28 protein-coding genes and 1 tRNA gene are annotated in these 24,681 nt (G+C 38.6%); 20 read left to right on the top strand and 9 right to left on the bottom strand.

Features of this window, described 5'->3' with window-relative positions; translation table 11 throughout:
* Positions 1-119 precede the first annotated feature (119 nt).
* Positions 120-1,151 carry a 4-hydroxythreonine-4-phosphate dehydrogenase PdxA gene (pdxA, locus tag OB69_RS06055; protein WP_053222811.1) on the bottom strand — a complete coding sequence of 344 codons (1,032 nt, stop codon included), beginning with the start codon at positions 1,149-1,151 and terminating at the stop codon, positions 120-122.
* Positions 1,152-1,297: 146 nt separating this feature from the next.
* Between pdxA and rsmA the strand changes: the two genes are divergently transcribed.
* From rsmA to OB69_RS06030, 5 genes are all read left to right on the top strand, one after another.
* Positions 1,298-2,077 carry a 16S rRNA (adenine(1518)-N(6)/adenine(1519)-N(6))-dimethyltransferase RsmA gene (gene rsmA / locus OB69_RS06050; RefSeq protein ID WP_053222810.1) on the top strand — a complete coding sequence of 260 codons (780 nt, stop codon included), beginning with the start codon at positions 1,298-1,300 and terminating at the stop codon, positions 2,075-2,077.
* Entirely contained in the window at positions 2,065-3,423 is a 1,359-nt protein-coding gene (gene mgtE / locus OB69_RS06045; protein WP_053222809.1) for a magnesium transporter, read from the top strand. The genes rsmA and mgtE overlap by 13 nt, the downstream gene beginning before the upstream one ends.
* Positions 3,424-3,427: 4 nt before the next feature.
* Entirely contained in the window at positions 3,428-4,387 is a 960-nt protein-coding gene (locus OB69_RS06040; RefSeq protein WP_053222808.1) for an NAD(P)-dependent oxidoreductase, read from the top strand.
* A gap of 240 nt (positions 4,388-4,627) precedes the next feature.
* Positions 4,628-5,104, top strand: coding sequence for a transcription elongation factor GreA (gene greA, locus OB69_RS06035; protein ID WP_053222807.1), 477 nt, complete (start codon positions 4,628-4,630; stop codon positions 5,102-5,104).
* A 2-nt stretch (positions 5,105-5,106) separates the two neighbouring features.
* Positions 5,107-5,505 carry an HIT family protein gene (locus tag OB69_RS06030; RefSeq protein WP_053222806.1) on the top strand — a complete coding sequence of 133 codons (399 nt, stop codon included), beginning with the start codon at positions 5,107-5,109 and terminating at the stop codon, positions 5,503-5,505.
* Here OB69_RS06030 and OB69_RS06025 read toward each other — a convergent pair.
* Both OB69_RS06025 and ruvC read right to left on the bottom strand, forming a co-directional pair.
* Positions 5,502-6,569, bottom strand: coding sequence for a PAS domain-containing sensor histidine kinase (locus OB69_RS06025; protein ID WP_053222805.1), 1,068 nt, complete (start codon positions 6,567-6,569; stop codon positions 5,502-5,504). The genes OB69_RS06030 and OB69_RS06025 overlap by 4 nt on opposite strands.
* A 141-nt stretch (positions 6,570-6,710) precedes the next feature.
* The gene (gene ruvC, locus OB69_RS06020; RefSeq protein ID WP_053222804.1) at positions 6,711-7,274 is read right to left on the bottom strand and encodes a crossover junction endodeoxyribonuclease RuvC; all 564 of its coding nucleotides are present in this window, start codon (positions 7,272-7,274) and stop codon (positions 6,711-6,713) included.
* An 80-nt stretch (positions 7,275-7,354) separates the two neighbouring features.
* On the opposite strand from ruvC, the gene OB69_RS06015 reads away from it, so the two are divergent.
* From OB69_RS06015 to OB69_RS05960, 12 genes are all read left to right on the top strand, one after another.
* Positions 7,355-8,461 carry a glycosyltransferase gene (locus tag OB69_RS06015; RefSeq protein ID WP_053222803.1) on the top strand — a complete coding sequence of 369 codons (1,107 nt, stop codon included), beginning with the start codon at positions 7,355-7,357 and terminating at the stop codon, positions 8,459-8,461.
* A gap of 9 nt (positions 8,462-8,470) precedes the next feature.
* Positions 8,471-8,725 (top strand): hypothetical protein, encoded by a 255-nt coding sequence (locus tag OB69_RS06010; RefSeq protein ID WP_053222802.1) that lies wholly within the window; start codon positions 8,471-8,473, stop codon positions 8,723-8,725.
* 5 nt (positions 8,726-8,730) lie between these two features.
* Positions 8,731-9,951: a GAF domain-containing SpoIIE family protein phosphatase gene (locus OB69_RS06005; RefSeq protein ID WP_053222801.1), complete on the top strand. Its 1,221-nt coding sequence runs from the start codon at positions 8,731-8,733 to the stop codon at positions 9,949-9,951.
* Complete coding sequence (locus OB69_RS06000; protein WP_053222800.1) at positions 9,938-10,558, top strand: polysaccharide deacetylase family protein; 621 nt, start codon at positions 9,938-9,940, stop codon at positions 10,556-10,558. Before OB69_RS06005 ends, OB69_RS06000 begins: the two co-directional genes overlap by 14 nt.
* Positions 10,555-11,667, top strand: a complete 1,113-nt coding sequence (locus OB69_RS05995; protein WP_053222799.1) for a glycosyltransferase — start codon at positions 10,555-10,557, stop codon at positions 11,665-11,667. Before OB69_RS06000 ends, OB69_RS05995 begins: the two co-directional genes overlap by 4 nt.
* Positions 11,664-12,434 (top strand): TatD family hydrolase, encoded by a 771-nt coding sequence (locus OB69_RS05990; protein WP_053222798.1) that lies wholly within the window; start codon positions 11,664-11,666, stop codon positions 12,432-12,434. Before OB69_RS05995 ends, OB69_RS05990 begins: the two co-directional genes overlap by 4 nt.
* The gene (locus OB69_RS05985; protein WP_053222797.1) at positions 12,431-13,480 is read left to right on the top strand and encodes an asparaginase; all 1,050 of its coding nucleotides are present in this window, start codon (positions 12,431-12,433) and stop codon (positions 13,478-13,480) included. Before OB69_RS05990 ends, OB69_RS05985 begins: the two co-directional genes overlap by 4 nt.
* Before the next feature lie 99 nt (positions 13,481-13,579).
* Positions 13,580-13,666, top strand: a tRNA-Ser gene (locus tag OB69_RS05980).
* A 93-nt stretch (positions 13,667-13,759) separates the two neighbouring features.
* Positions 13,760-14,557 (top strand): MotA/TolQ/ExbB proton channel family protein, encoded by a 798-nt coding sequence (locus OB69_RS05975; RefSeq protein WP_053222796.1) that lies wholly within the window; start codon positions 13,760-13,762, stop codon positions 14,555-14,557.
* 21 nt (positions 14,558-14,578) lie between these two features.
* Entirely contained in the window at positions 14,579-14,941 is a 363-nt protein-coding gene (locus OB69_RS05970) for a hypothetical protein (protein WP_053222795.1), read from the top strand.
* Between the two features lie 7 nt (positions 14,942-14,948).
* On the top strand, positions 14,949-15,617 hold the full coding sequence (locus OB69_RS05965; RefSeq protein WP_053222794.1) for an ExbD/TolR family protein: 669 nt from the start codon (positions 14,949-14,951) through the stop codon (positions 15,615-15,617).
* Position 15,618: 1 nt separating this feature from the next.
* A complete protein-coding gene (locus tag OB69_RS05960) occupies positions 15,619-16,083 on the top strand; it encodes an ExbD/TolR family protein (protein WP_053222793.1) in 465 nt (154 codons plus the stop codon).
* A 271-nt stretch (positions 16,084-16,354) separates the two neighbouring features.
* On the opposite strand, the gene OB69_RS05955 is transcribed toward OB69_RS05960, so the two are convergent.
* The gene (locus tag OB69_RS05955; protein WP_053222792.1) at positions 16,355-17,989 is read right to left on the bottom strand and encodes an amidohydrolase; all 1,635 of its coding nucleotides are present in this window, start codon (positions 17,987-17,989) and stop codon (positions 16,355-16,357) included.
* Positions 17,989-18,762, bottom strand: a complete 774-nt coding sequence (locus OB69_RS05950) for an AMP nucleosidase (RefSeq protein ID WP_053222791.1) — start codon at positions 18,760-18,762, stop codon at positions 17,989-17,991. The genes OB69_RS05955 and OB69_RS05950 overlap by 1 nt, the downstream gene beginning before the upstream one ends.
* 32 nt (positions 18,763-18,794) lie before the next feature.
* On the opposite strand from OB69_RS05950, the gene OB69_RS05945 reads away from it, so the two are divergent.
* On the top strand, positions 18,795-19,256 hold the full coding sequence (locus OB69_RS05945; RefSeq protein WP_053222790.1) for a type I restriction enzyme HsdR N-terminal domain-containing protein: 462 nt from the start codon (positions 18,795-18,797) through the stop codon (positions 19,254-19,256).
* Between the two features lie 16 nt (positions 19,257-19,272).
* Complete coding sequence (locus OB69_RS05940) at positions 19,273-20,364, top strand: alkane 1-monooxygenase (protein WP_053222789.1); 1,092 nt, start codon at positions 19,273-19,275, stop codon at positions 20,362-20,364.
* Here the strand turns inward: OB69_RS05940 and aroQ are convergent.
* Positions 20,361-20,783 (bottom strand): type II 3-dehydroquinate dehydratase, encoded by a 423-nt coding sequence (gene aroQ / locus OB69_RS05935; RefSeq protein ID WP_053222788.1) that lies wholly within the window; start codon positions 20,781-20,783, stop codon positions 20,361-20,363. The genes OB69_RS05940 and aroQ overlap by 4 nt on opposite strands.
* Here aroQ and xerD point away from each other — a divergent pair.
* Positions 20,767-21,711, top strand: coding sequence for a site-specific tyrosine recombinase XerD (gene xerD / locus OB69_RS05930; RefSeq protein WP_245620786.1), 945 nt, complete (start codon positions 20,767-20,769; stop codon positions 21,709-21,711). The genes aroQ and xerD overlap by 17 nt on opposite strands.
* A 2-nt stretch (positions 21,712-21,713) precedes the next feature.
* On the opposite strand, the gene corA is transcribed toward xerD, so the two are convergent.
* From corA to OB69_RS05915, 3 genes are read right to left on the bottom strand one after another with little or no spacing between them, the layout of a single operon-like run.
* Positions 21,714-22,829, bottom strand: coding sequence for a magnesium/cobalt transporter CorA (gene corA, locus OB69_RS05925; protein WP_053222787.1), 1,116 nt, complete (start codon positions 22,827-22,829; stop codon positions 21,714-21,716).
* A complete protein-coding gene (locus OB69_RS05920; RefSeq protein ID WP_053222786.1) occupies positions 22,816-23,691 on the bottom strand; it encodes a mechanosensitive ion channel family protein in 876 nt (291 codons plus the stop codon). Before OB69_RS05920 ends, corA begins: the two co-directional genes overlap by 14 nt.
* The gene (locus tag OB69_RS05915; RefSeq protein WP_053222785.1) at positions 23,691-24,545 is read right to left on the bottom strand and encodes a universal stress protein; all 855 of its coding nucleotides are present in this window, start codon (positions 24,543-24,545) and stop codon (positions 23,691-23,693) included. Before OB69_RS05915 ends, OB69_RS05920 begins: the two co-directional genes overlap by 1 nt.
* Between the last annotated feature and the right edge of the window lie 136 nt (positions 24,546-24,681).

Below are 24,681 nucleotides of genomic sequence, written 5' to 3'. Positions count from 1 at the left end.
TGAAAATTCAATTGAATCCTAAAATAGTGTTTACTTATTTCATTAATAAATATCGAACAATTATTAGTCAACTACTTGCGGGCGGTTAATGGTTTATTGATAGTTGCCTTAAATCGCTCTTAAATAGCATATTCTCTTCGGTTTCGTATAATGTCAATTGCCATGTAAAGTGCAGCCCTCATACTACTGGGGTCGGCTTCGTTTTTGCCAGCAATGCCAAATGCGGTTCCATGATCGGGAGATGTTCTTACAATCGGAAGACCAGCGGTAAAATTAACGCCATCTTCAAAAGCTATGGTCTTGAAAGGAATTAAACCTTGGTCGTGGTACATGGCCAGTATACCATCAAATTTAGAATTGGTGTTATTGCCAAAGAAACCATCGGCAGGGTAGGGGCCAAAAACCAAATGCCCTTTTTCTTTGAATTCGTTGATTACTGGCTGTATTAGTTCTTTTTCTTCTGAACCCAATAGGCCATCTTCTCCAGCGTGAGGGTTCAGTCCTAAAATAGCGACTTTAGGCTTACTGATACCAAAATCCTTTTTCAATGATTTTAACATCAAATCTATTTTGCTGGTCAGTCTTTCGGTGGTTAATTCTTCTTTAATCTTCATTAAAGGAATATGACCAGTGGCCACGCCAATTCTAAGCCGATCGTTGCAGAGGAACATTAGGCTGTCTTTCGCACCAAAAGTAGTGGTGAAAAACTCAGTGTGACCAGGGAAGTTAAAGTCTCCACTTTGAATATTGTTTTTACTAATAGGGGCTGTGACAACTCCATCAATTATTCCGTTTTGTAAATCTTCCACAGCTTTTTGTAAAGAAGCTAAGGCGTATTTACCTCCTTCGTTATTTTCTTCTCCTGGTTTAATTTCAAAATCTTCTTCCCAGCAATTAATCACATTGGCCTTTTTTTCATGCAGCCTATCGCCACTATTAAATTGATAGAAGGAGAAATTAGTAAGCTCTAGCATTTTCTTATAGTGCGAAAAGGCTTTACCGTGGCCATATAGTATTATGGTTGCATAATCGTAAAGCTTCTGTTCCGAAACGGTTTTTATAATTACTTCGGGACCAATGCCATTAATATCGCCAATGGTGATGCCAATTACGGGTTTGTATGTAGTTTCGTCTTCTGAATGTAGATTCATAATCAAAGAATTTCCTGCTTTTGTAATCTTTAAAGAAAAGTTGAAGTAGGTTTGGATTTGAGAAGAACAATGAAGCCCTGCTCTGAGTAATCTTCAACAGAATTCTCATTTTGCGCAAATTAATGTTTTTTCTATAAGTTACTTCCATGTCATCAGTAAGACCTAAGAAACACCTCGGCCAACATTTTTTAAAAGATTTGAACATTGCCAAAAGTATTGCCGATGGACTTACTGGTCATGGAGGCTATGATATAGTGGTAGAGATTGGTCCAGGAACAGGTGTGCTCACTCAGTTTCTTTTACAAAACAAACAAGAAACCTCAGTAATTGAGATTGACAGAGAGTCTGTGGCTTACCTCAAGCAGCATTACCCTCAGCTTGAAGGAAGAATTATTGAAGGTGATTTTCTGAAGTTGAATATGGAAGAGCTATTCCCAGGTAAATTTGGGGTAGTGGGTAACTTTCCATATAATATTTCATCACAAATATTTTTCAAAATTCTGGACTTGAAGCAGCAGGTGCCCGAAGTAGTTTGTATGATTCAAAAAGAAGTGGCCGATCGCCTTATTTCGCCTCCAGGAAATAAAGCCTATGGAATTTTAAGTGTGTTCTTACAGGCTTATTATGAGTTAGAATATTTATTCACAGTTCCTCCCAATGTTTTTAACCCTCCACCTAAGGTAAATAGCGCGGTAATTAGGTTGAAAAGAAACGAAAGAGCAGCTTTAGATTGCGATGAAGTGCTTTTTAGAAGGGTAGTAAAAGCAGGTTTTCAAATGAGAAGGAAAACATTGCGCAACGCACTAAAACCAATAAATTTGCCAGAGGAACTCAGCGGAGAAAAAGTGCTCGATCAAAGGGCCGAAACACTTTCTGTTGACCAGTATGTGGAACTGACGAATCTTATATCATCGTGTCAGAAGTAAAAACCATTTTTGAACTTTCTAAAGAATACCTTAGTGCGCTAGAAATAGCAATCGAGGAAAAAAATAGTGCCTTTATCCGCGACACGATGGAGGGGGTGAATTCTGCAGATATTTCTGCCTTACTGGATGAGTTGAATGCCGATATGGCCAAATATGTCATAGATATATTGGACAATGAGGTTGGGGCGGAAATTATAGAAGACCTTGAAGAAGACACTAGAACTAAATTCTTAGAAAACTTCACACCAAAAGAAGTAGCCGATTACATTACTGAAATGGATTCTGATGATGCGGTAGATATCATCAATGAACTTCCGGCCAAAACACGTGAAGAAGTAATTTCTGAAATTATTGATCCAGATACCGCTGCCCATATTCATGAGCTAATGCGCTATGATGAGGATTGTGCAGGAGGTTTAATGGCGAAGGAGATGATCATCGCCAATTTGAATTGGAACATTGTTCAGACCATTGAAGAAATTAGAAGACAGCGTGAAAATGTAGATCGTATTTACTCGGTTTATGTAGTTGACGATAAATATAAGCTATTGGGTAAAGTTTCTGTGAAGGATATTTTGCTAGCCAATGATAATACGCACATCAGTGAGATTTATGATGATGATGTCATTTCTGTTGAAACCTATATGGATGAAGAAGAAGTGGCCGACATCATGCGAAAATACGACCTCGATGTGGTGCCCGTAGTCAACCTTCAAGGCAAGCTAGTGGGTAGAATTACCATAGATGATATTGTAGATGTAATTACCGATCAGGCCGAAGAAGACAGACAACTGATGTCGGGTATATCTTCAGATGTAGAGGAAGACGATACCATTTGGGTGATTTTGAAAGCCCGATTGCCGTGGTTGATTATTGGTTTGGTAGGCGGAATTGTTGGTGCATATGTAATTCGAGGTTTCGAAGATCAAATTCAAACCATTACAGGCTTGGCGCTTTTTATACCATTGATTATGGCTACGGGCGGAAATGTAGGGGTGCAGTCTTCAACCCTCGTAGTTCAAAGTTTAGCAACTAAATCAGTATTTACCGATAGCTTAGGAAAACGACTCTTGAAAATGGTAGCAATTGCCATGTTTACCGGATTAGTGTTGGGCTCAATCAGCTTCTTAGTTGTCTATTTATATGGAGAAGTTAAACTCGGTTTAGTGGTAGCTATTGCACTTCAGGCCGTAGTTTTGCTGGCCTCATTTACAGGAACAGCAACACCACTGATATTAGATAAACTCGGAATTAATCCAGCTTTGGCTTCTGGGCCGTTTATTACCACGGCCAACGATATGTTGGGAATTACCGTGTATTTATTGATTGCCAACTTATTACTCTAAGCTTATGCAGAAGAAGTTTTTGATTGTAGATGATATGCATCAGAGCATCTGTGGATTGCTTTCAGAAATTGGAATAGATGCCGATTATCAACCCCAGATTTCCAGAAGTGAATTGCTTAGTATTATTGGTAATTACGAAGGCTTGCTCATTCGTTCGAAAACGGATGTAGATCAAGAGCTGATTGACGCTGCTGTTAAATTAGAAGTGATTGGCCGAGCGGGTGCTGGTTTAGATAAAATTGACGTTCAGTACGTGGAGTCGAGAGGAATTGAGATTCTGAATGCCCCAGAAGGGAATCGAGATGCATTGGCCGAGCACGCCATGGGGCTTTTGCTTTCCATGTTGAACAATATTATAAAATCAGATGCCGAAGTAAGAAATTGGGTCTGGGACAGGGAAGGCAACCGAGGTGACGAACTAAGCGATAAAACCATTGGTATTATTGGCTATGGCTACATGGGGCAAGCTTTTGTACAAAGACTTAGGGCTTTTGATTGCCGTGTATTGGTGTACGACAAGTATAAAAAGGGCTTTGGAACCAAAAACGTAGAGGAAGTGAGCTTGGCAAAATTGTTTGACAAATCTGATATCCTTAGTCTTCATATTCCTTTAAATGAAGAAACTCGAGCTTGGGTGAATAAAGACTTTATTCAGAATTTCAGAAAGGATATTTACCTGTTAAATACCGCCCGAGGAGAGATTTTACCAACAAAAGACCTTTTGGAATTATTGGACTCAGGCAAATTAAAAGGTGCTGCCCTTGATGTTTTAGATAAGGAAAAGTTCGACAATCTGACCGAAGATGAGCGAAATCAGTTTACAGATCTATTTTCAAGGAAAAATATAGTTTTCTCTCCGCATGTAGGCGGCTGGACATTCTCTTCTTACAAAAGAATCAATGAAGTGTTGGTAGGGAAAATTGCCTCTCATTATCATATAATGTCAGAATCAAATAAGTCGTGACTTAGGAGGTGGTTAATTACCATTTTGAGTTATTTGAAAGCTGATAAATATACCTCAAATCTAATTTTAAGCCCTTTTCAATTACCCGAGTAAACTTACTGTTAGTAGGAGAGTATATATATTTTGCTTAAATTTGAAGCATACATCGCCTTAGCGGGCGATTTTTGTATTTAAAGCAACGGTTTCTGTTAGGAGCCGTTCTTTGTTTTTTATAGCATAACAAATTAAACAATTAAAACTATGGCTGGAATTTCATATTACACGGAAGAAGGCTTGCAGAAATTGAAGGATGAGCTTCATCACCTTAAAACCAAAGGGAGAGCGGACATGTCGAAGCAAATTGCTGAGGCACGCGACAAAGGTGATTTGAGTGAAAATGCTGAATATGATGCTGCAAAAGATGCTCAAGGCCTCATGGAAATGAGAATTGCTGAGCTAGAAACGGTTGTTGGTGATGCGAGAATCATGAAAGATGAAAACGTAGACCTCTCTAAAGTTTCAATCCTTTCAACAGCTAAAATCAAAAACGTTAAAAACGGCATGGTAGTAAAATACACTTTGGTATCCGAAAAAGAAGCGGACCTGAAGGCCGGAAAAATATCTTATGAATCACCAATTGGCAAGGGACTCTTGAATAAAAAAATTGGTGAGATTGCAGAAGTAAAAGCGCCTGCTGGCACTATGCAATTCGAAATATTAGACATTACATTAGAATAATTATGCCAAGTATCTTCACTCGAATCATTAACAGAGAAATTCCCGGCCATATAGTGGCAGAAGACGATAATAACATTGCATTTCTGGATGTTAATCCATTGAAAAGAGGTCATGTATTATGCGTTCCTAAAGAGGAGGTGAATTATATTTTTGATATGGGTGAAGATACTTACATAAACCTACACAGCTTTACTAAAAAGGTAGCCAAGGCAGTGGAAGCTGCTGTGCCTTGCAAAAGAATTGGCGTAGCAGTGATTGGCCTTGAAGTGCCCCATGTTCACATTCACTTAATTCCGCTTCAGAATATTTCCGATATCGACTTTAGCAAACCCAAGCTAAGTTTAAGTCAAGAAGAATTGGCCGAAACGGCTGAAAAGATAAAGGCGAAATATCAGGCCTAACCTTTAAAGGAAAGCGTAAACTCTGTTCCTTCATTTATTTTACTTTCTACTGAAATATGACCGCCTAGGTTGGTCATGTGGGTATGAACAAGGTAGAGGCCTATGCCTTTGCTTTCTGGACGGGTGTTGAAGGTTTGACTCAAGCCAAAAATTCTATCTTTTACGGCATCTTTATCAAAGCCAATACCATTGTCGGTAAATATCAGGCGTTTAACTTCTCTCACCATTTTAGCTTTTATGGTTATAATGGGAGTGGTACTTGGTTTGGCATATTTGATTGAATTGGTAATGAGGTTCAGGAAAATACTTTCCAAATAATCCCGGTTAAAACTTATGGTCTGAAAGGCGGTGAAATCAATCTGAAAAACCACTTTTGAATTACTTATTAATGCGCCAATAGAGTCTTGCACGGTTTTTAATACCTCTGCCAATGATACATCTTCAATCTTCACTGAAACTTTGGCGTTTTCACTCAGCTCATTTAGGTGCTTGTTCATTTTGAACTCTAACTTTTCGGCCGTTTTTTTCAGAAGTTCAATCAAATTTAAGGTTTCTGGATTTTTAATTTCAGAGGTATCTAAAAGGTGGAGAATACCGAATAGATTGTTCACAGGTTCTCTCAAATCGTGTGAAGTGGTAAATGATAAGTCTTTCAACTTCTTATTCATCATTGAAAGGTTAGCCAATAAAGCATTTCGCTCTTCTTCTAGCCTTTTTTTATGAGTTATATCTTTAGCAATAGCATAAACCAAGTTATCTTCATTTAAGGGCATTGATGTCCATGATAACCACACTATTTCTCCATTCTTTTTCAAATAGCGGTTTTCATAATTCATAAGAGGCTTGCCTTTTTTAATGCTCTCTCGATATTCAGCGGTAAGATTTCTATCAAGTGGGTGGATAAAGCTGTTTATAGGCCGTGACAGTAGCTCTTCTTCGGAGTAACCTAAAAGGTTTGGAACAGCAGGGTTTATCCTTTTGAAGAATCCATCGAACCCGGCAATGCAAAGTAAGTCTGGCGAAAACTTGAAGAAATAGTCCGAGTTCAATCTGAGTTTATTCATATAAGATTTATCCTTTCAGTAAATGCCCAAAAATCACGAGCGAATTATACATAAAGGACTGTTTTAGGATGTATGCTGATTAGGTAATTATATGTATTATAATTGAATGATGATATAAAATAATAAAGAAATTGGTTACTCTTATTTAACTCGTCCGGGATTGTCCGAGATGAATGACTTCCAACTTTTATTTCCACTTTGTTGGCTTCCACCTTGAAAGTGATGACAGAGTGCTACCGCCAAAGCATCAGTAGCATCGAGTAGTTTTGGGAGGGTTTCAATTTTTAATAACGTTTTCAACATGGCCGCCACCTGTTCTTTAGAAGCATTGCCATTTCCTGTTACCGACTGCTTAACCTTTTTAGGGGCGTATTCAGTAATAGGGATTTCTCTGGCTAATGCGGCCGACATTGCCACGCCCTGGGCTCTTCCTAGCTTTAGCATAGATTGAATGTTCTTCCCGAAGAAGGGAGCTTCCAATGCCATTTCATCTGGCTGAAACTCCTCAATTACAGAAGTAACCCTTTCAAAAATCTTCTTCAGTTTTAATTCGTGGCCGGTGTATTTGCTAAGGTGAATAACACCAAACTGAAGCAGCGTGATTTTTTTGCCAGAAACCAAGATGAGTCCATAGCCCATTATACTGGTACCGGGGTCGATACCGAGAATGATTTTCTCTTTAATGGGGGCTTTGGCTAAAGGCATAAGCGCAAGATAAATAAACCTTCCATTTCTGTAATTCAAAACAAGGTTTTAAATGCAAATGCTTTCCACGTAATTCGCATATGGTTCTATTTGTCGCAGGTGTTGTTTTTAGTTACTTGCTACTTTTATTTTTCCCCATTCTTGCTTGGCAACAGATGCCGTTTGCTAGTGCTGAAAAGTATGAAGGGAAAGTATCGGTGATTATTCCTTTCAGAAATGAAGAGGCAAACCTGAAGCGATTAGTGGAGGCACTGAAGGTTCAAACATACCCATGGTTTGAAGTGCTTTTCGTAAACGACCACTCTACCGATGATTCATTAAACGTGTTAAGGCAGCTGGTTGAGAAAGATATCACATTCTCTTTTAGTATTATTTCTTTAGAAGAAACCCAGGGAAAGAAAGCCGCTATTACGGCAGGTATTGCACAGGCTTCGGGTGAAATTATTGTTACTACAGATGCAGATTGCTGGTTTCATGAAAACTGGCTATTAGTTATGACTTCTGGTTTTAACAACTCCCAAACACAAATGATTACAGGGCCGGTGGTGTTGGAAGGAGGAAGTTTCTTTCAAAAATTGCAACGGATTGAATTTGGTGCAGTGCTGGCTTCTTCCGCAGCATTGATTGGTTTAGGTAAACCCACCATGGCCAATGGAGCCAATTTAGCCTATAGAAAAATGGTATTTACTGAGGTAGAAGGGTTTACGGGCATAGAACAAACACCTTCGGGTGACGATGAGTTGCTGATGATGAAAATAGCCAAAAAGTACCCGAATGGTGTTGTCTTTGCTAAAAATCCCGATTCAGTTGTACATACCCTTGCCCACACAAATTGGGTCGATTTTGTTCAGCAACGTAAACGTTGGGCCAGCAAATGGAAAGTAGGAATGCGGTGGTCTACAATATTATCAGCTTTGTTTGTTTATTCAGTGCAAATAGCCCTTGTGGGCTTAGTGCTATTGTTTCTTATTGGAAAAGTATCATTAGTTTCTTTGGCTGGGCTTTGGCTAATAAAGGTGGTTTTAGAGCTTCAGCTCATTAGAAATTACTTCCGAGATTTAAAACAAGCCTATTCGTTTTTCCACTTCCTTTTGTTACAAACCTTTTATCCTTTTTACGTGCTTTATGTTGGTTTGGCATCTAACTTTGGGCGTTTTCAATGGAAGGAAAGAAGTTTCAAAATCTAGTACAATAATATGACCGACAATGAGTTTGATGTTTTGGATGAGCTTTACTTCGTTCAACCTTTTAATGCCATTTTGGAAGAAACGCAGTTGGCAGAGAGCGAACTTAAAGAAGTACTCTCAGGGCTGTTGAATAAGGGTTGGGTAAAATGCTTTGGCGACCGCCAAGCAGAAATGCCAATTGCATTGAGTGAGTTGGGGAATGATCTCACTTCGTATTTTTATTTGGCCACCAAAGAAGGCTTATTAGTTCACAACGGTCGTTAAGCACTATGCAAGATACACTTCAACGTAAGTTTTATAGAAAGGAAATGGAGGTAAACGCACTCTTGGAAATTACCCAAGCGGTGAACGACAACCTTCCTGAAGATGACCTCTATAAAATTTATGAATTTACCCTTAGGGCCAATCTGCAATTATCTAAAATGGTATTGTATGTGAAAGACCTAGACTGGGAATGTAAGGTGCAATTTGGTGCAAAAAAGGATTTCACTAAAATACCACTCGATACAGGGTGTTTTGATCTGAAGAAGATAGTTGCGGTGACTGACGCAAAACTTTCTATTTCATGTTTTAATGAATTTGATATCATAATTCCTGTTACTCATAAAGAAAAACTGCTCGCTTTTGTATTTATTAAAACTTCAGAAGAAGAAAAAGGAGCCGATACCACTTTTATACAAGCCTTGAGCAATGTGATTCTTGTGGCCATTGAAAATAAGCGATTGGCCAGAAAGCAACTTGAGCAGCAAGCCATTCAGCGCGAAATGGAAATCGCTAGAAACGTTCAGAACTATCTTTTTCCCGATGTTTTGCCCAATTCTGAAAAATTAGAGATAAAGGCATTCTACCAGCCGTGTAAAACTGTGGGTGGAGATTATTACGATTACATTCCTATTCCTAACGAAAATCAATTTCTAGTTTGTATTGCCGATGTATCGGGAAAAGGAATGCCTGCCGCTATATTAATGTCTAATTTTCAGGCAGTATTAAGAACTTTGAGTAGGAATGCTGAAAATCCAGAGCAGGTAATACATGAATTGAATCATCAAACATGGCACAACGCAAAGGGTGAAAACTTTATAACCTTCTTTTTAGCCGTCTACGACTTTGATAAAAAGAACCTTCGATATTTTAACTGTGGTCACAATCATCCGGTTTTGATTACAAAGGATGAGGTAATGATTTTGAACGAAGGAAGTACCGTGTTAGGCGCATTTGATCCGCTTCCGTTTTTGGATAAAGGTGAAATTGAAAATATAGAAGAATTCTCGCTTTTCATGTTTACCGATGGCCTTACCGAAACTTTTAATAGTGCTGGAGAAGAGTTTGGCGAAGAAAGGCTAAGGAAGTTCTTGGTGGATCATAAAAATAAAGACCTTCAAACTACCCACAATGATTTAATGATAGAGTTAGAAGGATTCAAAAAGGAGAATGCCTTTGCCGATGACCTTACTTTCTTATCTTGTAGGGTAAATAATGCTACTCCATAAAACACCCATATTTGCCCGATGGCTTTACCCTAGCTTAGTTTGGAAACAAACAAGTAATGAAAAAGTCATTTATTTAACCTTCGATGACGGCCCAATTCCAGAAGTTACACCTTGGGTATTGAAAACGCTGGGTGAGTTTGATGCAAAGGCTACTTTTTTCTGTGTTGGAGAAAACATACACAAGCATCCCTACATTTTTAAAGAACTGCTCAGTAAAGGCCATTCGGTTGGTAACCACACTTACCATCACGTAAAAGGGTGGGAAACAGACGCTACTGAATACCTTAAAGACTTTTTGAAGTGTGAGGAAGAACTTCATAAGTATGGAGAAGAAGGAAGACTCTTTAGGCCTCCTTATGGTAAAATCACCTTTAAGCAAATCAAGCAATTGTCTTCTCGAAAAATCATTATGTGGGATGTGCTCTCAGGTGATTTCTCGCAAAAACTATCAGCTGAAACCGTTTTAAAAAAGAGCATTCAGTATTCTAAATCAGGAAGTATTATTGTATTCCATGACAGCTTGAAGGCTTTTGATAACCTTCAATATGCATTACCTCGCTATTTAGAGCATTTTCAATCGAAAGGTTTTACTTTTAAACCGTTATGATTGGTGAAGTTTTGCTTGTTACGTTTGCGCTCATCCTAATTTCAGAACTGGTCTTAATCTGGAGATTTAAGCGTTTTTTTATTAAAGCCGTTGAAATTGATTCTATTCAAACTTGGCCTAAAGTAACTATTCTAATTGCTGCTAGAAATGAAGAAGAGAATTTAAAGGCTTGCTTTAATGCAGTTACCAATCTTGATTATCCGCTCGAAAAGCTTCAGGTTTTGGTAGGGAACGACCAGTCAACAGACGGTACTCAAGGTATAATTGACAGTTGGATCAATAAATATCCTCATGTCAAATCCATTTCTATCCTACCTCATTTAAATGGACTTATTGCTAAGTCGAACGTTTTGGCACAATTGGCGACCAAGGCCGAAGGTGATTATTTAATCATTTTAGATGCAGACGTTACTGTTACCCAACATTGGCTGAAAACGATGGTTGCTCAAGCAATTCAAGGCGTTGACCTTGTGAGTGGTTATACCGAAGTAAAAACCGAAGGTTATTTTTCATCCATTCAGAAAATGGATTGGCAAAATAGCATTCATAGCCTAAAGGTTTTTTCAGACCAAGGCAATGCGCTTACAGCCTTGGGTAATAATATGCTGATTTCGAAAAAGGCATATCAAACAATAGGTGGTTTTGAAGCCCTTGGTAAAACTAAAGTAGAGGATCTGAAATTGTTATTGGCCGCTAGAAAAGCAGGCTTGAAAACAGCACAACTTATTGATAAAGGAGCAGGCATTACTTTTCCTATAAAAAGGATTTTAGACTATGTTGATCAGAGAAAACGCTGGCTCAAGGGAATTCTAAGCTATAGAACACTTTCTGGTATCGGGTTTATAGTTTATCGTCTGCTGCTGATTGAAATGTTGGCGGTATCGTTATTTCTAACAAACTCAACAGTGCTCATTGTATTGATTTCCCTAATAGTATTAAAACTGGCGATCGAAAACATTAAACAGTATCAAGTTAAGAGTACGCTAGATCAAGTTGGTGTTAAGTTTAGTCTCTTCAAGCCATTTATTATTGCTCTTTTAGATACATTTGCCCTTGTTGTTTTAATGCTGAACCCTAGAGTCAGCTGGAAGAAAAGAAAGTTTAAATGATGATTGAAACTCATGCCCATATTTATGCCGACCAGTTTGAGAAGGACATAGATGAGGTATTAGAAAGAGGAAGAGAAGAAGGCATTTCTAAAATCTACATGCCCAATATTGATCATACATCAATTGATGGAATGCTGGAGTTGGAAGAAAAATATCCAGATTTGTGTGTGGCTACCATGGGGCTTCACCCGTGTTCTGTAAAAGGCGATTTTCAGAAAGAACTTTATATTGTTGAAGAGTGGCTTGGAAAGCGCGAGTTTGCAGCTATTGGTGAAATGGGTACTGATTTGTACTGGGATAAAACCTTTATCAATCAACAAGTAGAGGCCTTCAAGATTCAAGTAGCTTGGGCAAAACAATATCAAAAACCGATTATAATCCATTGTCGAGAATCACTAGATATGACCATCGACTTGGTAGAAGAACTTAAAGAAGATAACCTTACAGGTGTCTTCCATTGCTTTAATGGTTCTGTAGCGCAAGCAGAACGTATTCATAAACTTGGCTTTCATATTGGTTTAGGTGGGGTGGTTACCTTCAAAAACAGTGGTATGGATGAGGTAATTCCTCAATTAAATATGGATCATGTGGTTTTAGAAACCGATAGCCCTTATTTGGCGCCTGTTCCTTATAGAGGGAAAAGAAATGAGCCTTCCTATTTAAAGTTGGTAGCTCAAAAAATTGCTGATTTAAGGCAAGTTGGGGTAGCAGAAATTGAAGCCATTACCACTAAAAATGCCAATTCATTATTTAAAGTGCAGTCATGATTTCAACCCTAGAATTTTCGCCTAACCCAAAAGCATCTATACTTATAGTATATACTGGTGGTACTTTGGGGATGGACTATGACGAAAACGGTTCGCTAGTACCTTGCGACTTTGAACGCGTAGTAGCCAGAATACCTGTTTTGAAGGAATTAAATATTAACCTGTCGGTAATTTCCTTCGACCCTCCAATTGATTCCTCGAATGTAAAACTCGAGCATTGGGTACAAATTGGTCAAACCATTAAAGATAATTACACCGCTTTCGATGGCTTTATTGTGCTGCATGGAACAGATACTATGGCATATTCTGCTAGTGCTTTAAGCTTTATGCTACAAGGTTTGAACAAGCCAGTTATATTTACGGGGGCTCAATTGCCTATTGCTTCCCCCAGATCAGATGGGCGAGAAAACTTTGTTACAGCATTAGAGATTGCCGCTGACAGCAAAGATGGAGTGCCGGTTGTTTCAGAAGTATGCATCTTTTTTAACCACTTATTGTTGAGAGGAAACCGTTCAAAGAAAGTTGAAAGTCGTCATTTCGATGCTTTTGAATCTGAAAACTACCCTGCATTGGCGGAGGCTGGCATTGTGATAGATTATAATTATGCCGCTTTAAAGGCCTATGACCACAATTCTAAACTTAAATTTTACCCAGAATTAAAGGACGATATTGTTATTTTAAAGCTGTTCCCAGGTATTAATGAACACGTGGTAAGGCACTTATTGAATGCACCTTCTATTAAAGGAATAGTTATGGAGAGCTATGGTTCGGGTAATGTTCCTCATCAGCCTTGGTTCTTAAACTTATTGGAAAGTGCTGTAAACAAGGGAGTTGTTGTGCTGAATGTTTCGCAATGTAATGGGGGAAATGTAATTCAAGGTAAATATGAGGCCAGCAGTGCTTTAAATAGAATAGGCGTTATTAGTGGCGGAGATTTGACAACTGAAGCCGCTACTACGAAAATGATGCACTTATTTGGTAGAAACACTGAATTAGATGAACTTAGAGAAAAATTGACGAGTGCTATTTCGGGCGAAATGAACTGATTTTTATTGATTGACAAAAACATAAATCAATTTGCATAAAGGATATTTTATTGATTTATTTGTCACCTTGCGATAAGCGCATTTGTTGATAAAAGTTGAGGAGAGGTGTCCGAGTGGCTGAAGGAGCACGCTTGGAAAGCGTGTATACTCGAAAGGGTATCGAGGGTTCGAATCCCTCTCTCTCCGCATGATCAACTAAAAACTTAAGTATAATTTCTTTTAACAATAATTATTAATAATTTAGAAACCGTTTTAACCTTTATTAATCAAAACTAGACTATGAAAAAGTTATTCTCACTATTGATGATCTTAGGCGTTCTGTCGATTGGATTCAATGCTTATGCTCAAGACGATGCTCAAGAAGGAGCTACAACCGAGCAAGTAGAAAACACCATACCAGAAAACCCTGACTATTCAGACGAATTGGCGGATATGCCAGAAGAGTCTTTAGATCAAGTCATCAAACAAAAATTTATTGAAGGAGATCCTAAGTTTATGTCTCCAGTATTAATCTGTTTAATTCTTGGACTTGCTATCTCAATCGAAAGAATTATCAGTCTTAATATGGCAACGACTAACACAAACAAGCTTTTGAGCAAAGTAGAAGATGCTCTAGAGTCTGGAGGGGTTGAAGCAGCTAAAGAAGTGACCAAAAACACAAGAGGTCCAGTAGCATCTATCTTTACTCAAGGTCTTATGAGAATGTCAGAAGGAATTGAAATGGTTGAAAAATCAGTGATTGCTTACGGTTCTGTAGAAATGGGTCGTTTAGAAAGAGGTCTAGTTTGGATTTCTCTATTCATCTCATTGGCTCCAATGTTGGGTTTCATGGGTACTGTAATTGGTATGATCGGTGCCTTCGATGCGATTGAAGCAGCTGGTGATATTTCTCCAGGATTGGTTGCTGGAGGTATTAAAGTAGCCCTTTTAACAACAGTTGGTGGTTTGATCGTTGCGATTATCCTTCAATTGTTCTATAACTACTGTGTTTCTAAAATCGATTCAATTGTTAACTCAATGGAAGATGCGTCAATCTCTTTGGTTGACTTGCTAGTGAAGCACAATTTGTCTAAGTAATTAACCTGTAAATAGATTATTATGGATCAGGACCAATTAATTGATTTAGGATTATACGCATCCTACATTCTGCTTGCTGTAGCAACGGTTGCCGCTATTGTGATGAACCTAGTTAACTCTTTGGGTAATCCTAAGAGTTTGGTTAAGAGCGGAATCGGCTTGGTAGTTTTAGGTTTAATATTCTTTATTGGATATTCAATGGCCCCTGCTGAAATCGACCTTGTTAGCCAAAGAGCTTTTGAAGCTACTAACATAGACCCTTCTGCAGCGTCAACGGCAACTGCCTATAAATTGATAGGTGGAGCAATGACCACAACTTTAGTACTACTATTAGTAGCTGTTGTAGGTTTAATATATTCGTCAATCGCAAGAGTAGTTAGATAATTTAATTATGGCAAGAAGTAAGAACAGAGGAAGTCAGGAGGTAAATGCCGGCTCAATGGCCGACATCGCTTTCCTATTATTGATATTCTTTCTGGTAACTACTCAAATTGCCACCAACAAAGGTTTGACCTTGTTACTTCCTCCTAAACAGGATGAAGAAGAACCAGACCAAGTAAAGCAACAAGAGAGAAATATCTTTAAAATTCAGGTAAACTCCCTGAATCAGCTGTTGGTGGAAGATGAGAGACTAGACGATCCATCTTTGATAGGAGATATGGTTTATGACTTTATTTTAAATTTCGGTAAGATGTCTGACGTTGAGAAAGGCCCTACTGGAGAGAAAGTGAGTGATAGACAAACCTATGAGTCTTTACCTGCTACAATGAAAGCATACATCAACAATAAGTTGAGGTCAGGCGAATCGTCTGATGGACCAAACGCTGCTATTGTATCGCTTAAAGCAGATAGAGGAAGTAGTTATGAAATTTTCATTGAAATTCTAGATCAGCTAAACGCTGCTTATAACCGAGTGTATGGTGAAAGGGTAGGTTTAACTGCTGAGGAGTTTAGGAAATTGAATAGAAACGATCCAAGAGATTTGGATTTATATGATAGAGCTCGTTCAGGAATACCTAAGTCGATCTCGATTGCAGAACCAAGTAAAGTAGGAGGTTAATATGTCAAAGTTTAAGAAGAAAAGTGAGTCCAGTCAGGACATCCCAACTGCGGCATTGCCTGATATTATCTTTATGCTTTTGTTTTTCTTCATGGTAACAACTGTGATGAGAGAAACAGAGGTTTTGGTAAAGCAAGATATTCCAAGAGCTGAGCAATTAGTAAAGCTTGAAAAGAAAAAGCTTGTAACCTATCTATACGTAGGTGAACCTAAAGAACCTGAGATTTTTGGTACAGAATCATTAATCCAAGCCAACGATGCATTTATTGCTATTGACGGTATTGTTCAGTGGGTGAACACAGAGAAAGATCAACTTAGCGAAGTTGAGCGTGATCAAATCACAATTTCTCTTAAAGTAGATAAGGAAACCAAAATGGGGATTATTGTTGATATTCAAACTGAATTGAGAGAAGCAAATGCTCGTAAGATCATTTATGCTACACCTCAAAAAACAGATGATAACTAGTTTTGATAAAACTACATAATATAGAAGGCTGCCATTTGGCAGCCTTTTTTTATTCCCGGTTGTCTACTTCTGTATTTAATAATCAGATTACAGCTTAGAGGCCTGTAAGCTGTTTTGAGATAAAATAGAATGCTGCCTTATGAGTATATATGTTTCGAGTATTACCGTAGCATCCGTAAGTCGGAGGTTTTCAAGTAGAACGCTCTAAAACAATAAAGGGGTTCTTATGCGAGAGCCCCTTTATTGTTAATAATTAGAAAAAGGTGTTTTCTTAATACACCTTCTTGCCATTCAAATATGTGGCAGTTACTTTTAAGTTACGAAGCTCTGATTCAGGAGCTTTCATCATATCTTTTTGGGTGAAGATGAAATCGGCAAATTTGCCCACTTCAATACTCCCTTTCTCGTTTTCTTCAAAGTTAGAATAAGCTGCCCAGATGGTCATGCCCCTAAGCGCTTCTTCTCTGCTAAGTTTGTTTTCAGCTTGCCATCCGCCTTCTGGCCAGTTGTCTGCATCCTGACGAGCCACTGCAGCATGAAAACCATACATAGGGTTGATGTCTTCCACTGGGAAGTCGCTACCCAGCGCGATATAACCGTTTTGGTCGAGTAAATCTTTAAAGGCATAAGCCGTTTTTACTCTTTCTTCCCCTAATCTTTCTGCTGCCCAATACATATCTGAAGTAGCATGCGTAGGCTGAACTGATGGGATGATATTATACTTTCCGAATTTTGGAACATCTTCTTTCGAAACTACCTGTGCGTGTTCAATCTTCCATCTTAAGTCATTATCCTCAGGAAGGTATTTGCCATAGATATCAAGAATAACACGATCAGTTCTATCACCTATACAGTGAGTATTCATTTGAAAGCCCATGTCATAAATTACTTTCGCCAGTTCATCGTAAGTCGATTCTTTCTCTAAAAGGAAGCCAGCATTTCCTGGGTCATCAGAATAATCACTTAATAAGTTAGCACCGCGAGAACCTAAGGCGCCATCACCATACACTTTAAACGAGCGAACATTGAGGTAATCTGTTTTGATCTTACCCTTCTTTTTAAAGTAATCAATACTTTCTTCTGAAGGGGCTACCATGGCGTAAAGCCTCATTTTAAGCTCACCTGATTTATTCAATGAATCGATTAACTCAATTGTGCTTACCTCTAAGCCAGCGTCTACAACGCCTGTAAGACCAACTTCAAAGCAATTTTGTTGCGCCATAATAAGTGCTTCAATTTGATCGGCTCTAGTTTGCTCAGGAATGTATTTGCCAATCAAATCCATGGCGTTGTCTACCAATAGCCCCGTTGGTTCTCCATTCTGATCGAAGTAGATTTTACCTCCCGTTACTTCCTTTGTTTTACCGAAAGTCTCGCTTTGACTCATGGCAGCAGAATTTGCCAAAGCTGCATGGCCATCAACCCTTGAAAGGAAGACGGGCACATCAGGGAATAATTTATCTAGTTTTTCTTTGCTCGGAAACTCTTTATTTTCCCAATCATTCTGATCCCAACCGCGGCCAACTATCCATTCATCGTCTGGGTATTTTTCGCGGTGTGCCTGAAGAATTTCAAGAATTTCATCAAAGGATTTTGTGCCAACTAAATCTGCATTTTTCAAACCTAAACCATAACGGTAAAAGTGTGCATGTGCATCAATCAACCCTGGATAAACAGGAGCACCTTCTAAATTAATGGTTTCATCAGATTCAAAGTCTTTGAGAATTTCTTCGTCTGACCCAACGCCAACAAATTTCCCGTCTTTCACAGCGAAAGCCGTTGCAACAGTAAAATCATCGTTTACGGTATATACCGTAGCGTTGTGAATAATCAGGTCAGCTTTCTGCTTTCCCCCACATGACCACAGCAAGAACATTACTGCGGCTATTGATAATAGTTTTTTCATTATTCGAACCTTAAATGTTTTACAGAATCACCAGAGTCTCTGAGTTCTCTTAGTGCGTCAATCCCTATTTCTAAATGGTCGTTAACGAAGTTTGAAGTGACTTTTTTATCACTTTCTTCGGTTTTCACCCCTTCTGCAATCATCGGATTGTCAGAAACCAAAAGGAGTGCACCATGAGGGATTTGATTTACAAAACCCACAGTAAAAAGCGTAGCGGTTTCCATATCAACGGCCATCGCTCTAATTTTACGAAGGTATTTCTTGAAGGCCTTGTCATGTTCCCACACCCTACGGTTAGTAGTGTAGCAGGTGCCAGTCCAGTAATCGCGCTCATGCTTCTTGATCATAGAAGAGACAGACCTTTGCAAACGGAAAGAGGGTAATGCTGGAATTTCAGGCGGCATGTAGTCATCGCTGGTTCCCTCGCCACGAATGGCGGCAATAGGTAGGATCAAATCACCAATGGCAGTTTTCTTTTTCAAACCACCGCATTTGCCTAGGAATAGAACTGCTTTAGGCGAAATGGAAGAAAGTAAATCCATTACCGTAGCAGCCATGGCACTTCCCATTCCAAAATTGATAATGGTAATGTTTTCTGCTGTTGCTGATTGCATGGGGCGGCCTACGCCTTTAATTTCAACCCCAAACTTGTTGGCAAACATTTCTACATAGGTAATAAAATTAGTTAGTAGAATGTACTCTCCGAAGTCTTCATTGGGAACCCCAGTATAGCGGGGAAGCCAGTTTTCAACAATTTCTTGCTTAGTTTTCATGTATAAGTTTTGGGTTCAGTTACATTTGTTCGATGGATTCACTCAACCTGCCGGCCTATGAATATCGCCTCGATAAAAGGGACGGCAAATTAGTTATTTTTGACCCTATACGGAAGAAATTTGTTGTACTTACCCCAGAAGAATGGGTACGTCAGCACTTTATTCATTTTCTCGCTAGTAATTTGGGGTACTCTATGAGCCGAATGAGTGTGGAGACGGGGAATAAATACAATCAATTGCAAAAGCGCTCTGATATTCTGCTTTATGATGAATTCATGAAACCGCTTGTAATTATAGAGTGTAAGGCGCCTTCGGTAAAAATCACCCAAAATGCTTTTGATCAAATTGCGGTGTATAATAAAACACTCAAAGCAAAACTGTTGATTGTTACTAATGGCATGGCGCATTATGCTTGTTGGTTTGATGAAGAAGAACAGAAAGTAAGTTTCTTAGAGAAAATACCCAGCCTTCAGGAGTTGAAAGCCATGATTTGATTTCGTATTTTTCAATATGAGTTGGATCAAACGAATCGGCTTTCTTACTGCTTTTATAATTCCATTGCTTGCCATTTTTGGTTTTTACCTTGGCGGTTGGTGGAATTACCTTACCATTTGCTTTGTGTTCGTATTGATTCCTTTGGCTGATTCTGTAATTGGTGAAGATCCGGAAAATATGGAGGACGCTGATGCGCTAATCATTTCAGAACAATTCTATTATCGCTTTATCACTTACATCTGGGCAGTTTTTCAACTGGCTTTTTTGGTTTGGGCATCGGCTCAAGTGGCCTCGACTAGCTTAGAAGTTTATGAATGGATTGGCTTTGTGTTGAGTTTCGCTTTAGTGACTGGCGGAATTGGCATTACTGTGGGGCATGAGCTTGGTCATAAGAAGTCGGCTTTGGAGCGTTTTTATTCTAAGCTTATTTTGATGACGGTTTGCTATATGCATTTTTATATCGAGCATAACCGCGGACATCATGTGCATGTGGCTACTCCTAAAGATCCTGCCACAAGTAGAAAGAATGAAGGTTTTTATCGTTTCTGGTTTCGCTCGGTTTTAGGGAGTTATCGTAGTGCTTGGAATATTGAAAAGGCAAGCTTGAAAAGGAAGGGAAAGAAGGTTTGGTCATTGGGAAATGAAATGATTTGGTTTACCATACTTCCTGTTTTATTGGCAGCTACTTTAACATTGTTGGCAAGTATTTGGCAAAATAGGTTCGTTTGGGAAGTGCCAGTTTTCTTCTTCAGCCAAGCTGTTTTGGCCTTTAGCCTTTTGGAAATCGTAAATTACATTGAACACTACGGTATTGTAAGAAAGGAGATTTCTCCCGGACGTTATGAAAGAGTTAACCCAATGCACTCTTGGAATTCAAATCATAGACTGAGCAACTTCTTTTTGTTTCAGTTACAACGCCATTCCGACCATCATGCGAATGCAATTAAGCGCTATCAAGTATTAAAGCATTATGATGAGTCGCCACAGTTGCCTTCGGGTTATCCGGCTATGATATTAATGGCAGCATTTCCTCCTTTGTGGTTCAAGCGAATGAACCCAAAACTGAAAGACTGGGAAGAAAAAGTATATTTGAAAGAGGTTGATTAAGACTTTGTGCTTAAATAATACAGCGCCATATCGTAACCCATCAAGCCAAATCCAGTAATCATTCCAGCGCATTCTTTGGTGATAAGGCTTAGGTGCCTGAATTCTTCCCTAGCATGTATGTTAGAAATATGGACTTCGGCTACAGGAGTATTGATTGCGGCTATTGCATCTGAAATAGCCACAGATGTATGTGTGTAACCACCTCCATTGAAAACAATACCATCATAGGAGAAACCAACTTCATGCAGCATATTAATCAATTCACCTTCTACATTGCTTTGGTAGTATTCTAGTTCAAGATTGGTGAATTTTACTTTCAACTTTTCAAAATAAGCCTCGAAGCTTTCGTTACCATAAACGGTTTTTTCTCGGGTGCCCAATAAATTTAAATTTGGGCCATTGATGATGATGATCTTCATTTTGTCGAGGGGTTACTTATCTTTAGCCGTGGCTTGGGAAATATATATTCAGGAATACGAAAACTACTTAAAACTGGAACGATCACTGTCCGAAAATTCGGTTGAAGCTTACGTTCATGATGTGGTGAAGCTAAAACAGTTTCTCGAAATATCCAATCTGGATATTACAGCGCAGCAAGTACTGGCCAATCATCTGCAGGATTTTATAGCGTACATTAACGAATTGGGCATGAGTGCTCATTCGCAAGCACGTATTATTTCTGGGCTCAAGTCTTTTTATAAATTCATGATGTATGAAGGGGAAATAGAGATTGATCCTACCGCTTTATTGGAAGCGCCCAAGTTAGGACGCAAGCTACCCGATACGCTCGATATTCATGAAATAGACAAAATTCTGGCTGCTATTGATCATTCTAAAGCAGAAGGAATGCGTAACCGGGCTATGCTCGAAACGCTTTATAGTTCGGGTTTGCGTGTTACAGAACTTATCAGTCTTAAAATTTCTAATATCCATTTTGAGATTGGGTTTTTAAGAATTTTGGGGAAGGGAAATAAGGAGCGGTTGGTGCCTATTGGGCGCGAAGCACTAAAATACATCAATATGTACCGAGAGGAAGTTCGGGTTCATTTAGATATCAAACCAGGGCACGAATCATTTCTGTTCTTAAATCGTAACGGAAAGCAGCTTACTCGCCAAATGGTTTTTATAGTAATTAAAGACTTAGTGGTCAAAGCTGGGCTTCAGAAAATAGTAAGTCCACATACTTTTCGGCATTCATTTGCTACCCATTTGATTGAAGGCGGGGCTGATTTAAGAGCCGTTCAAGAGATGCTCGGTCACGAATCGATTACGACCACCGAAATTTACACACATTTAGATCGAGATTATTTGAAGCAGATTATCAAAGATTACCATCCAAGAAGTTAAGTTTATAACCAGCCTTTTCTTTTAAAGTAATAAATCATTCCGCCCGCAACCGTTAGTAGTGCACCCCAAAAAATTGGATAGGCATATTTATAAGATAGTTCAGGAAAATACTCGAAGTTCATTCCGTAAATGCCTGCCATAAAAGTGAGCGGAATAAAAACAACAGAGAAAATGGTAAGAACTTTTAAAATGTCATTCAGCTTGTTGTTCATTTGGTTGTTATAATGGTCCATCAAGTCTTTCAACTCGTCCATGTACAACTCCACGTTTTCAGTCAGGTGAGTGGTGTGGTCCAATAAATCTTTTAAGAATGGGGTAGTCTTTTTCTCGATTAAAGGAGTTTGAGATTTGTTGAAACTAATCACACTTTCCTTAATCGGGCGTACAGTTCTGCGTAGCCAATTCACCTCTTTTTTTAGGGTGCTTAGTCTATTAATGAAACTCGGGTCTGGATCTGCCCTTAATTCATCTTCCAGATCATCAATTCTGTCGGCATACATTTCAATAATAATCAGGTAATGATCTACCACCACATCCATTAATGCAAAGGATAGGTAATCGGGTTTACGTGTTCGGATTTTGCCTTTAGCATTTCTCAGCCGATCACGAACTCCCTCAAAAACATCTTTCATGTCTTCTTGAAACGTGACAATAAAATCCTTACCAACAACCATGGCAAACTGCTCATGTTTGATCATGTCGCTTTGGGTCATCACCATTTTACAAATCTGAAAAAAGTAATGATCATATTCTTCCCATTTAGGGCGTTGCCCAAGATTAAGAACATCTTCTAAGGTTAGGTTAAGAATATCGAAATGTTCGCCAATCTCGCGAATGAGTTCTACATTATGTAGCCCCGTAACATTGAGCCAAAGGTGCTTATCTTTTAGGTCAAGCTGCTTCAGTTCATCAATAGATTTTATCGTTTTTTCTTCAAAGAAGTCAGCATTATAAATAATGGCTTGAAGAAGAATTTCTTCATCGCGCTTTTTGCCGGTGTACAGCAAGGATCCAGGCATAAGGTTTGTTTTTTCTTTAGATACCCTTGGTCTTCTAATAATATCCAAAGGAATTAGCCTGAAAAGGTCTATCGGGTTTCTTGATTTAATTTTGCGCATTTTTATAGACTATAGTACGATGAGGGAACGGGATTTCTATGCCCTCTTTATCGAAGCGAGCTTTAATCGACTTATAAATATCGCATTTTAAATCGAATGCTTTTGAAGGGTCTGCAGACCAAACCTGTGCCCTGAGGTTAATGCTTGAGTCGCCAAACTCAACCAAACGAACTAAAACTGCTGGCAGCCCTGACTCTAACTCTTCATTAGTTCTATTGTCAAGAAAATAAGGGTGCTTCATGGCTTCTTCCTGAATAATTCTGATGGCCAAGTCTAGGTTTGAATCATAGCTTATTCCGAACATGATAAAATTCTTAATCTTAGAATCTACAATGTTAAAGTTCTGGATGGTTTCATTTCCAATGACTGAGTTTGGAATAATTAGCCTTCGGTTTTCAAAGTCCCGGATTACCGTGTGTCGTAGGTTAATATCTTCCACTGTTCCGTGGTAAATGTTATTTACTTTAATAATATCATCTACCCTAAAAGGTTTGAAAATCACTAAAAAAATACCGCTAATGATATTGGAAAACGCTGCCTGAGAAGCAAAACCAAGAATAGCCGCAAATACACCCGCACTGGCAAACAAACCTAAACCAATGTCTTCTAATTCGGGAATAGAAAGAAATATAATGATGAGGGCTCCCATGTACACCAAGAAATTCATGGCGTTCTTCAAGAATTTGTACTTGGTGGGGTCCACACGTAAATCCTCACTGGATTTATTAATGAACTTATTCATGATTACCCTAATCATGCGCAATAAAGCATGGGCAATTACAAACACCGTAGCCGCCAATATTAAATTGTTTAAAAGCGGGTGTTCAGTAATGTTGGAGAATAAGTCGTGAAAACTTTTCATTAGGGTTTACTTAAATTTAAAGTAAGTACTGGTAACTTCGATTTGGTGATTAAGTACTCTGTAATGTTTCCCACCAACAAGGTTTTTATGTTCTCTGTATGGTATGAAAAAAGAGCAATCATATCGCTGTTGAAAAATTCGGCAGCATATAAAATGCCTCTATTTATCGATTTCGCATTAAATATTTCTACTGTATGGTTGTCTAACCCATGCTTTTCTAAGAACTCTACTTTTAGTTTGTTGGCTTGCAGAGTCGTTTTAAAATGCGCTTGGGTGTTTACATAAACCAAGGTGAGTTTAGCATTATATGAGTCTGCAAATTTCAATAAATCAGGCATTGCGGCTGTGTAGTCGTCAGTAAGGTTAGTTGGAATTAAAATGTTTCTAACCTCAAATTTTTCAAGTTCACTATTGATGGTCAATACTGGGTTTTTAGCCATCGCAGCTATTTTTTCTGGATGCGTCCTTCTAAATACTTCATCGAACCTTTCATGCTCATAGTTACCCACAACGGTTAAGTCAAAAGCTTCTTCGGCTACTAGTTTTGCTATTTCATTAGGTGTGTTATGCACCTTTAATTTAGAATGAATGGTAATTCCTCGGTCTTCATATTTCTGTATGAGCCGCCTCATTTTTTCTTCATTTATAGCTAAAATGTCGTCAAGAAATTGTTGCCCCGTTGGTATTTTGCTTTTGTACTCTCCCAGTTCATCTAAATAAACCGAAAGCGCAGCCTTTACAATGTGCATTATGTACACTTCGCTATTCAGCTTTTTTGCAATCTGACAGGCAACGTCTAATGCACGGTGTGATTTTTCTGTAAAATCTATTGGGACGAGAATTTTGCTATACATGACTTTTAGATTTGGAGCAACGATTTATCAAATCTTATATAATCTTCCAAAAAATGAAATTGGAAAACAAGCGATACCATCGGATAGTAAAGTTAATGCAGCTAAAATCTTAATTCCTTTTTATCGTTCCCTTTGA

Source organism: Roseivirga seohaensis subsp. aquiponti, from assembly GCF_001267955.1.
Classification (GTDB): domain Bacteria; phylum Bacteroidota; class Bacteroidia; order Cytophagales; family Cyclobacteriaceae; genus Roseivirga; species Roseivirga seohaensis.
The sequence above is the reverse complement of the archived record's forward strand: the minus strand, read 5'-3'. Positions and strand labels throughout refer to the sequence as shown.

Bases quoted from the DNA above. Each gene is read 5' to 3' on its own strand.
- OB69_RS05995 (WP_053222799.1), top strand. From the start codon at position 10,555: ATGATTGGTGAAGTTTTGCTTGTTACGTTTGCGCTCATCCTAATTTCA.
- OB69_RS05920 (WP_053222786.1), bottom strand. From the start codon at position 23,691: ATGAAAAGTTTTCACGACTTATTCTCCAACATTACTGAACACCCGCTT.
- OB69_RS05960 (WP_053222793.1), top strand. From the start codon at position 15,619: ATGTCAAAGTTTAAGAAGAAAAGTGAGTCCAGTCAGGACATCCCAACT.
- OB69_RS06030 (WP_053222806.1), top strand. From the start codon at position 5,107: ATGCCAAGTATCTTCACTCGAATCATTAACAGAGAAATTCCCGGCCAT.
- rsmA (WP_053222810.1), top strand. From the start codon at position 1,298: ATGTCATCAGTAAGACCTAAGAAACACCTCGGCCAACATTTTTTAAAA.
- OB69_RS05940 (WP_053222789.1), top strand. From the start codon at position 19,273: ATGAGTTGGATCAAACGAATCGGCTTTCTTACTGCTTTTATAATTCCA.
- OB69_RS05990 (WP_053222798.1), top strand. From the start codon at position 11,664: ATGATGATTGAAACTCATGCCCATATTTATGCCGACCAGTTTGAGAAG.
- OB69_RS06000 (WP_053222800.1), top strand. From the start codon at position 9,938: ATGCTACTCCATAAAACACCCATATTTGCCCGATGGCTTTACCCTAGC.
- OB69_RS05975 (WP_053222796.1), top strand. From the start codon at position 13,760: ATGAAAAAGTTATTCTCACTATTGATGATCTTAGGCGTTCTGTCGATT.
- OB69_RS05950 (WP_053222791.1), bottom strand. From the start codon at position 18,762: ATGAAAACTAAGCAAGAAATTGTTGAAAACTGGCTTCCCCGCTATACT.
- OB69_RS05965 (WP_053222794.1), top strand. From the start codon at position 14,949: ATGGCAAGAAGTAAGAACAGAGGAAGTCAGGAGGTAAATGCCGGCTCA.
- OB69_RS06025 (WP_053222805.1), bottom strand. From the start codon at position 6,569: ATGAATAAACTCAGATTGAACTCGGACTATTTCTTCAAGTTTTCGCCA.
- OB69_RS05970 (WP_053222795.1), top strand. From the start codon at position 14,579: ATGGATCAGGACCAATTAATTGATTTAGGATTATACGCATCCTACATT.
- ruvC (WP_053222804.1), bottom strand. From the start codon at position 7,274: ATGCCTTTAGCCAAAGCCCCCATTAAAGAGAAAATCATTCTCGGTATC.
- OB69_RS06010 (WP_053222802.1), top strand. From the start codon at position 8,471: ATGACCGACAATGAGTTTGATGTTTTGGATGAGCTTTACTTCGTTCAA.
- pdxA (WP_053222811.1), bottom strand. From the start codon at position 1,151: ATGAATCTACATTCAGAAGACGAAACTACATACAAACCCGTAATTGGC.
- OB69_RS05915 (WP_053222785.1), bottom strand. From the start codon at position 24,545: ATGTATAGCAAAATTCTCGTCCCAATAGATTTTACAGAAAAATCACAC.
- xerD (WP_245620786.1), top strand. From the start codon at position 20,767: ATGATGATGATCTTCATTTTGTCGAGGGGTTACTTATCTTTAGCCGTG.
- OB69_RS05985 (WP_053222797.1), top strand. From the start codon at position 12,431: ATGATTTCAACCCTAGAATTTTCGCCTAACCCAAAAGCATCTATACTT.
- OB69_RS05955 (WP_053222792.1), bottom strand. From the start codon at position 17,989: ATGAAAAAACTATTATCAATAGCCGCAGTAATGTTCTTGCTGTGGTCA.
- OB69_RS06040 (WP_053222808.1), top strand. From the start codon at position 3,428: ATGCAGAAGAAGTTTTTGATTGTAGATGATATGCATCAGAGCATCTGT.
- OB69_RS06015 (WP_053222803.1), top strand. From the start codon at position 7,355: ATGGTTCTATTTGTCGCAGGTGTTGTTTTTAGTTACTTGCTACTTTTA.
- OB69_RS05945 (WP_053222790.1), top strand. From the start codon at position 18,795: ATGGATTCACTCAACCTGCCGGCCTATGAATATCGCCTCGATAAAAGG.
- aroQ (WP_053222788.1), bottom strand. From the start codon at position 20,783: ATGAAGATCATCATCATCAATGGCCCAAATTTAAATTTATTGGGCACC.
- greA (WP_053222807.1), top strand. From the start codon at position 4,628: ATGGCTGGAATTTCATATTACACGGAAGAAGGCTTGCAGAAATTGAAG.
- OB69_RS06005 (WP_053222801.1), top strand. From the start codon at position 8,731: ATGCAAGATACACTTCAACGTAAGTTTTATAGAAAGGAAATGGAGGTA.
- corA (WP_053222787.1), bottom strand. From the start codon at position 22,829: ATGCGCAAAATTAAATCAAGAAACCCGATAGACCTTTTCAGGCTAATT.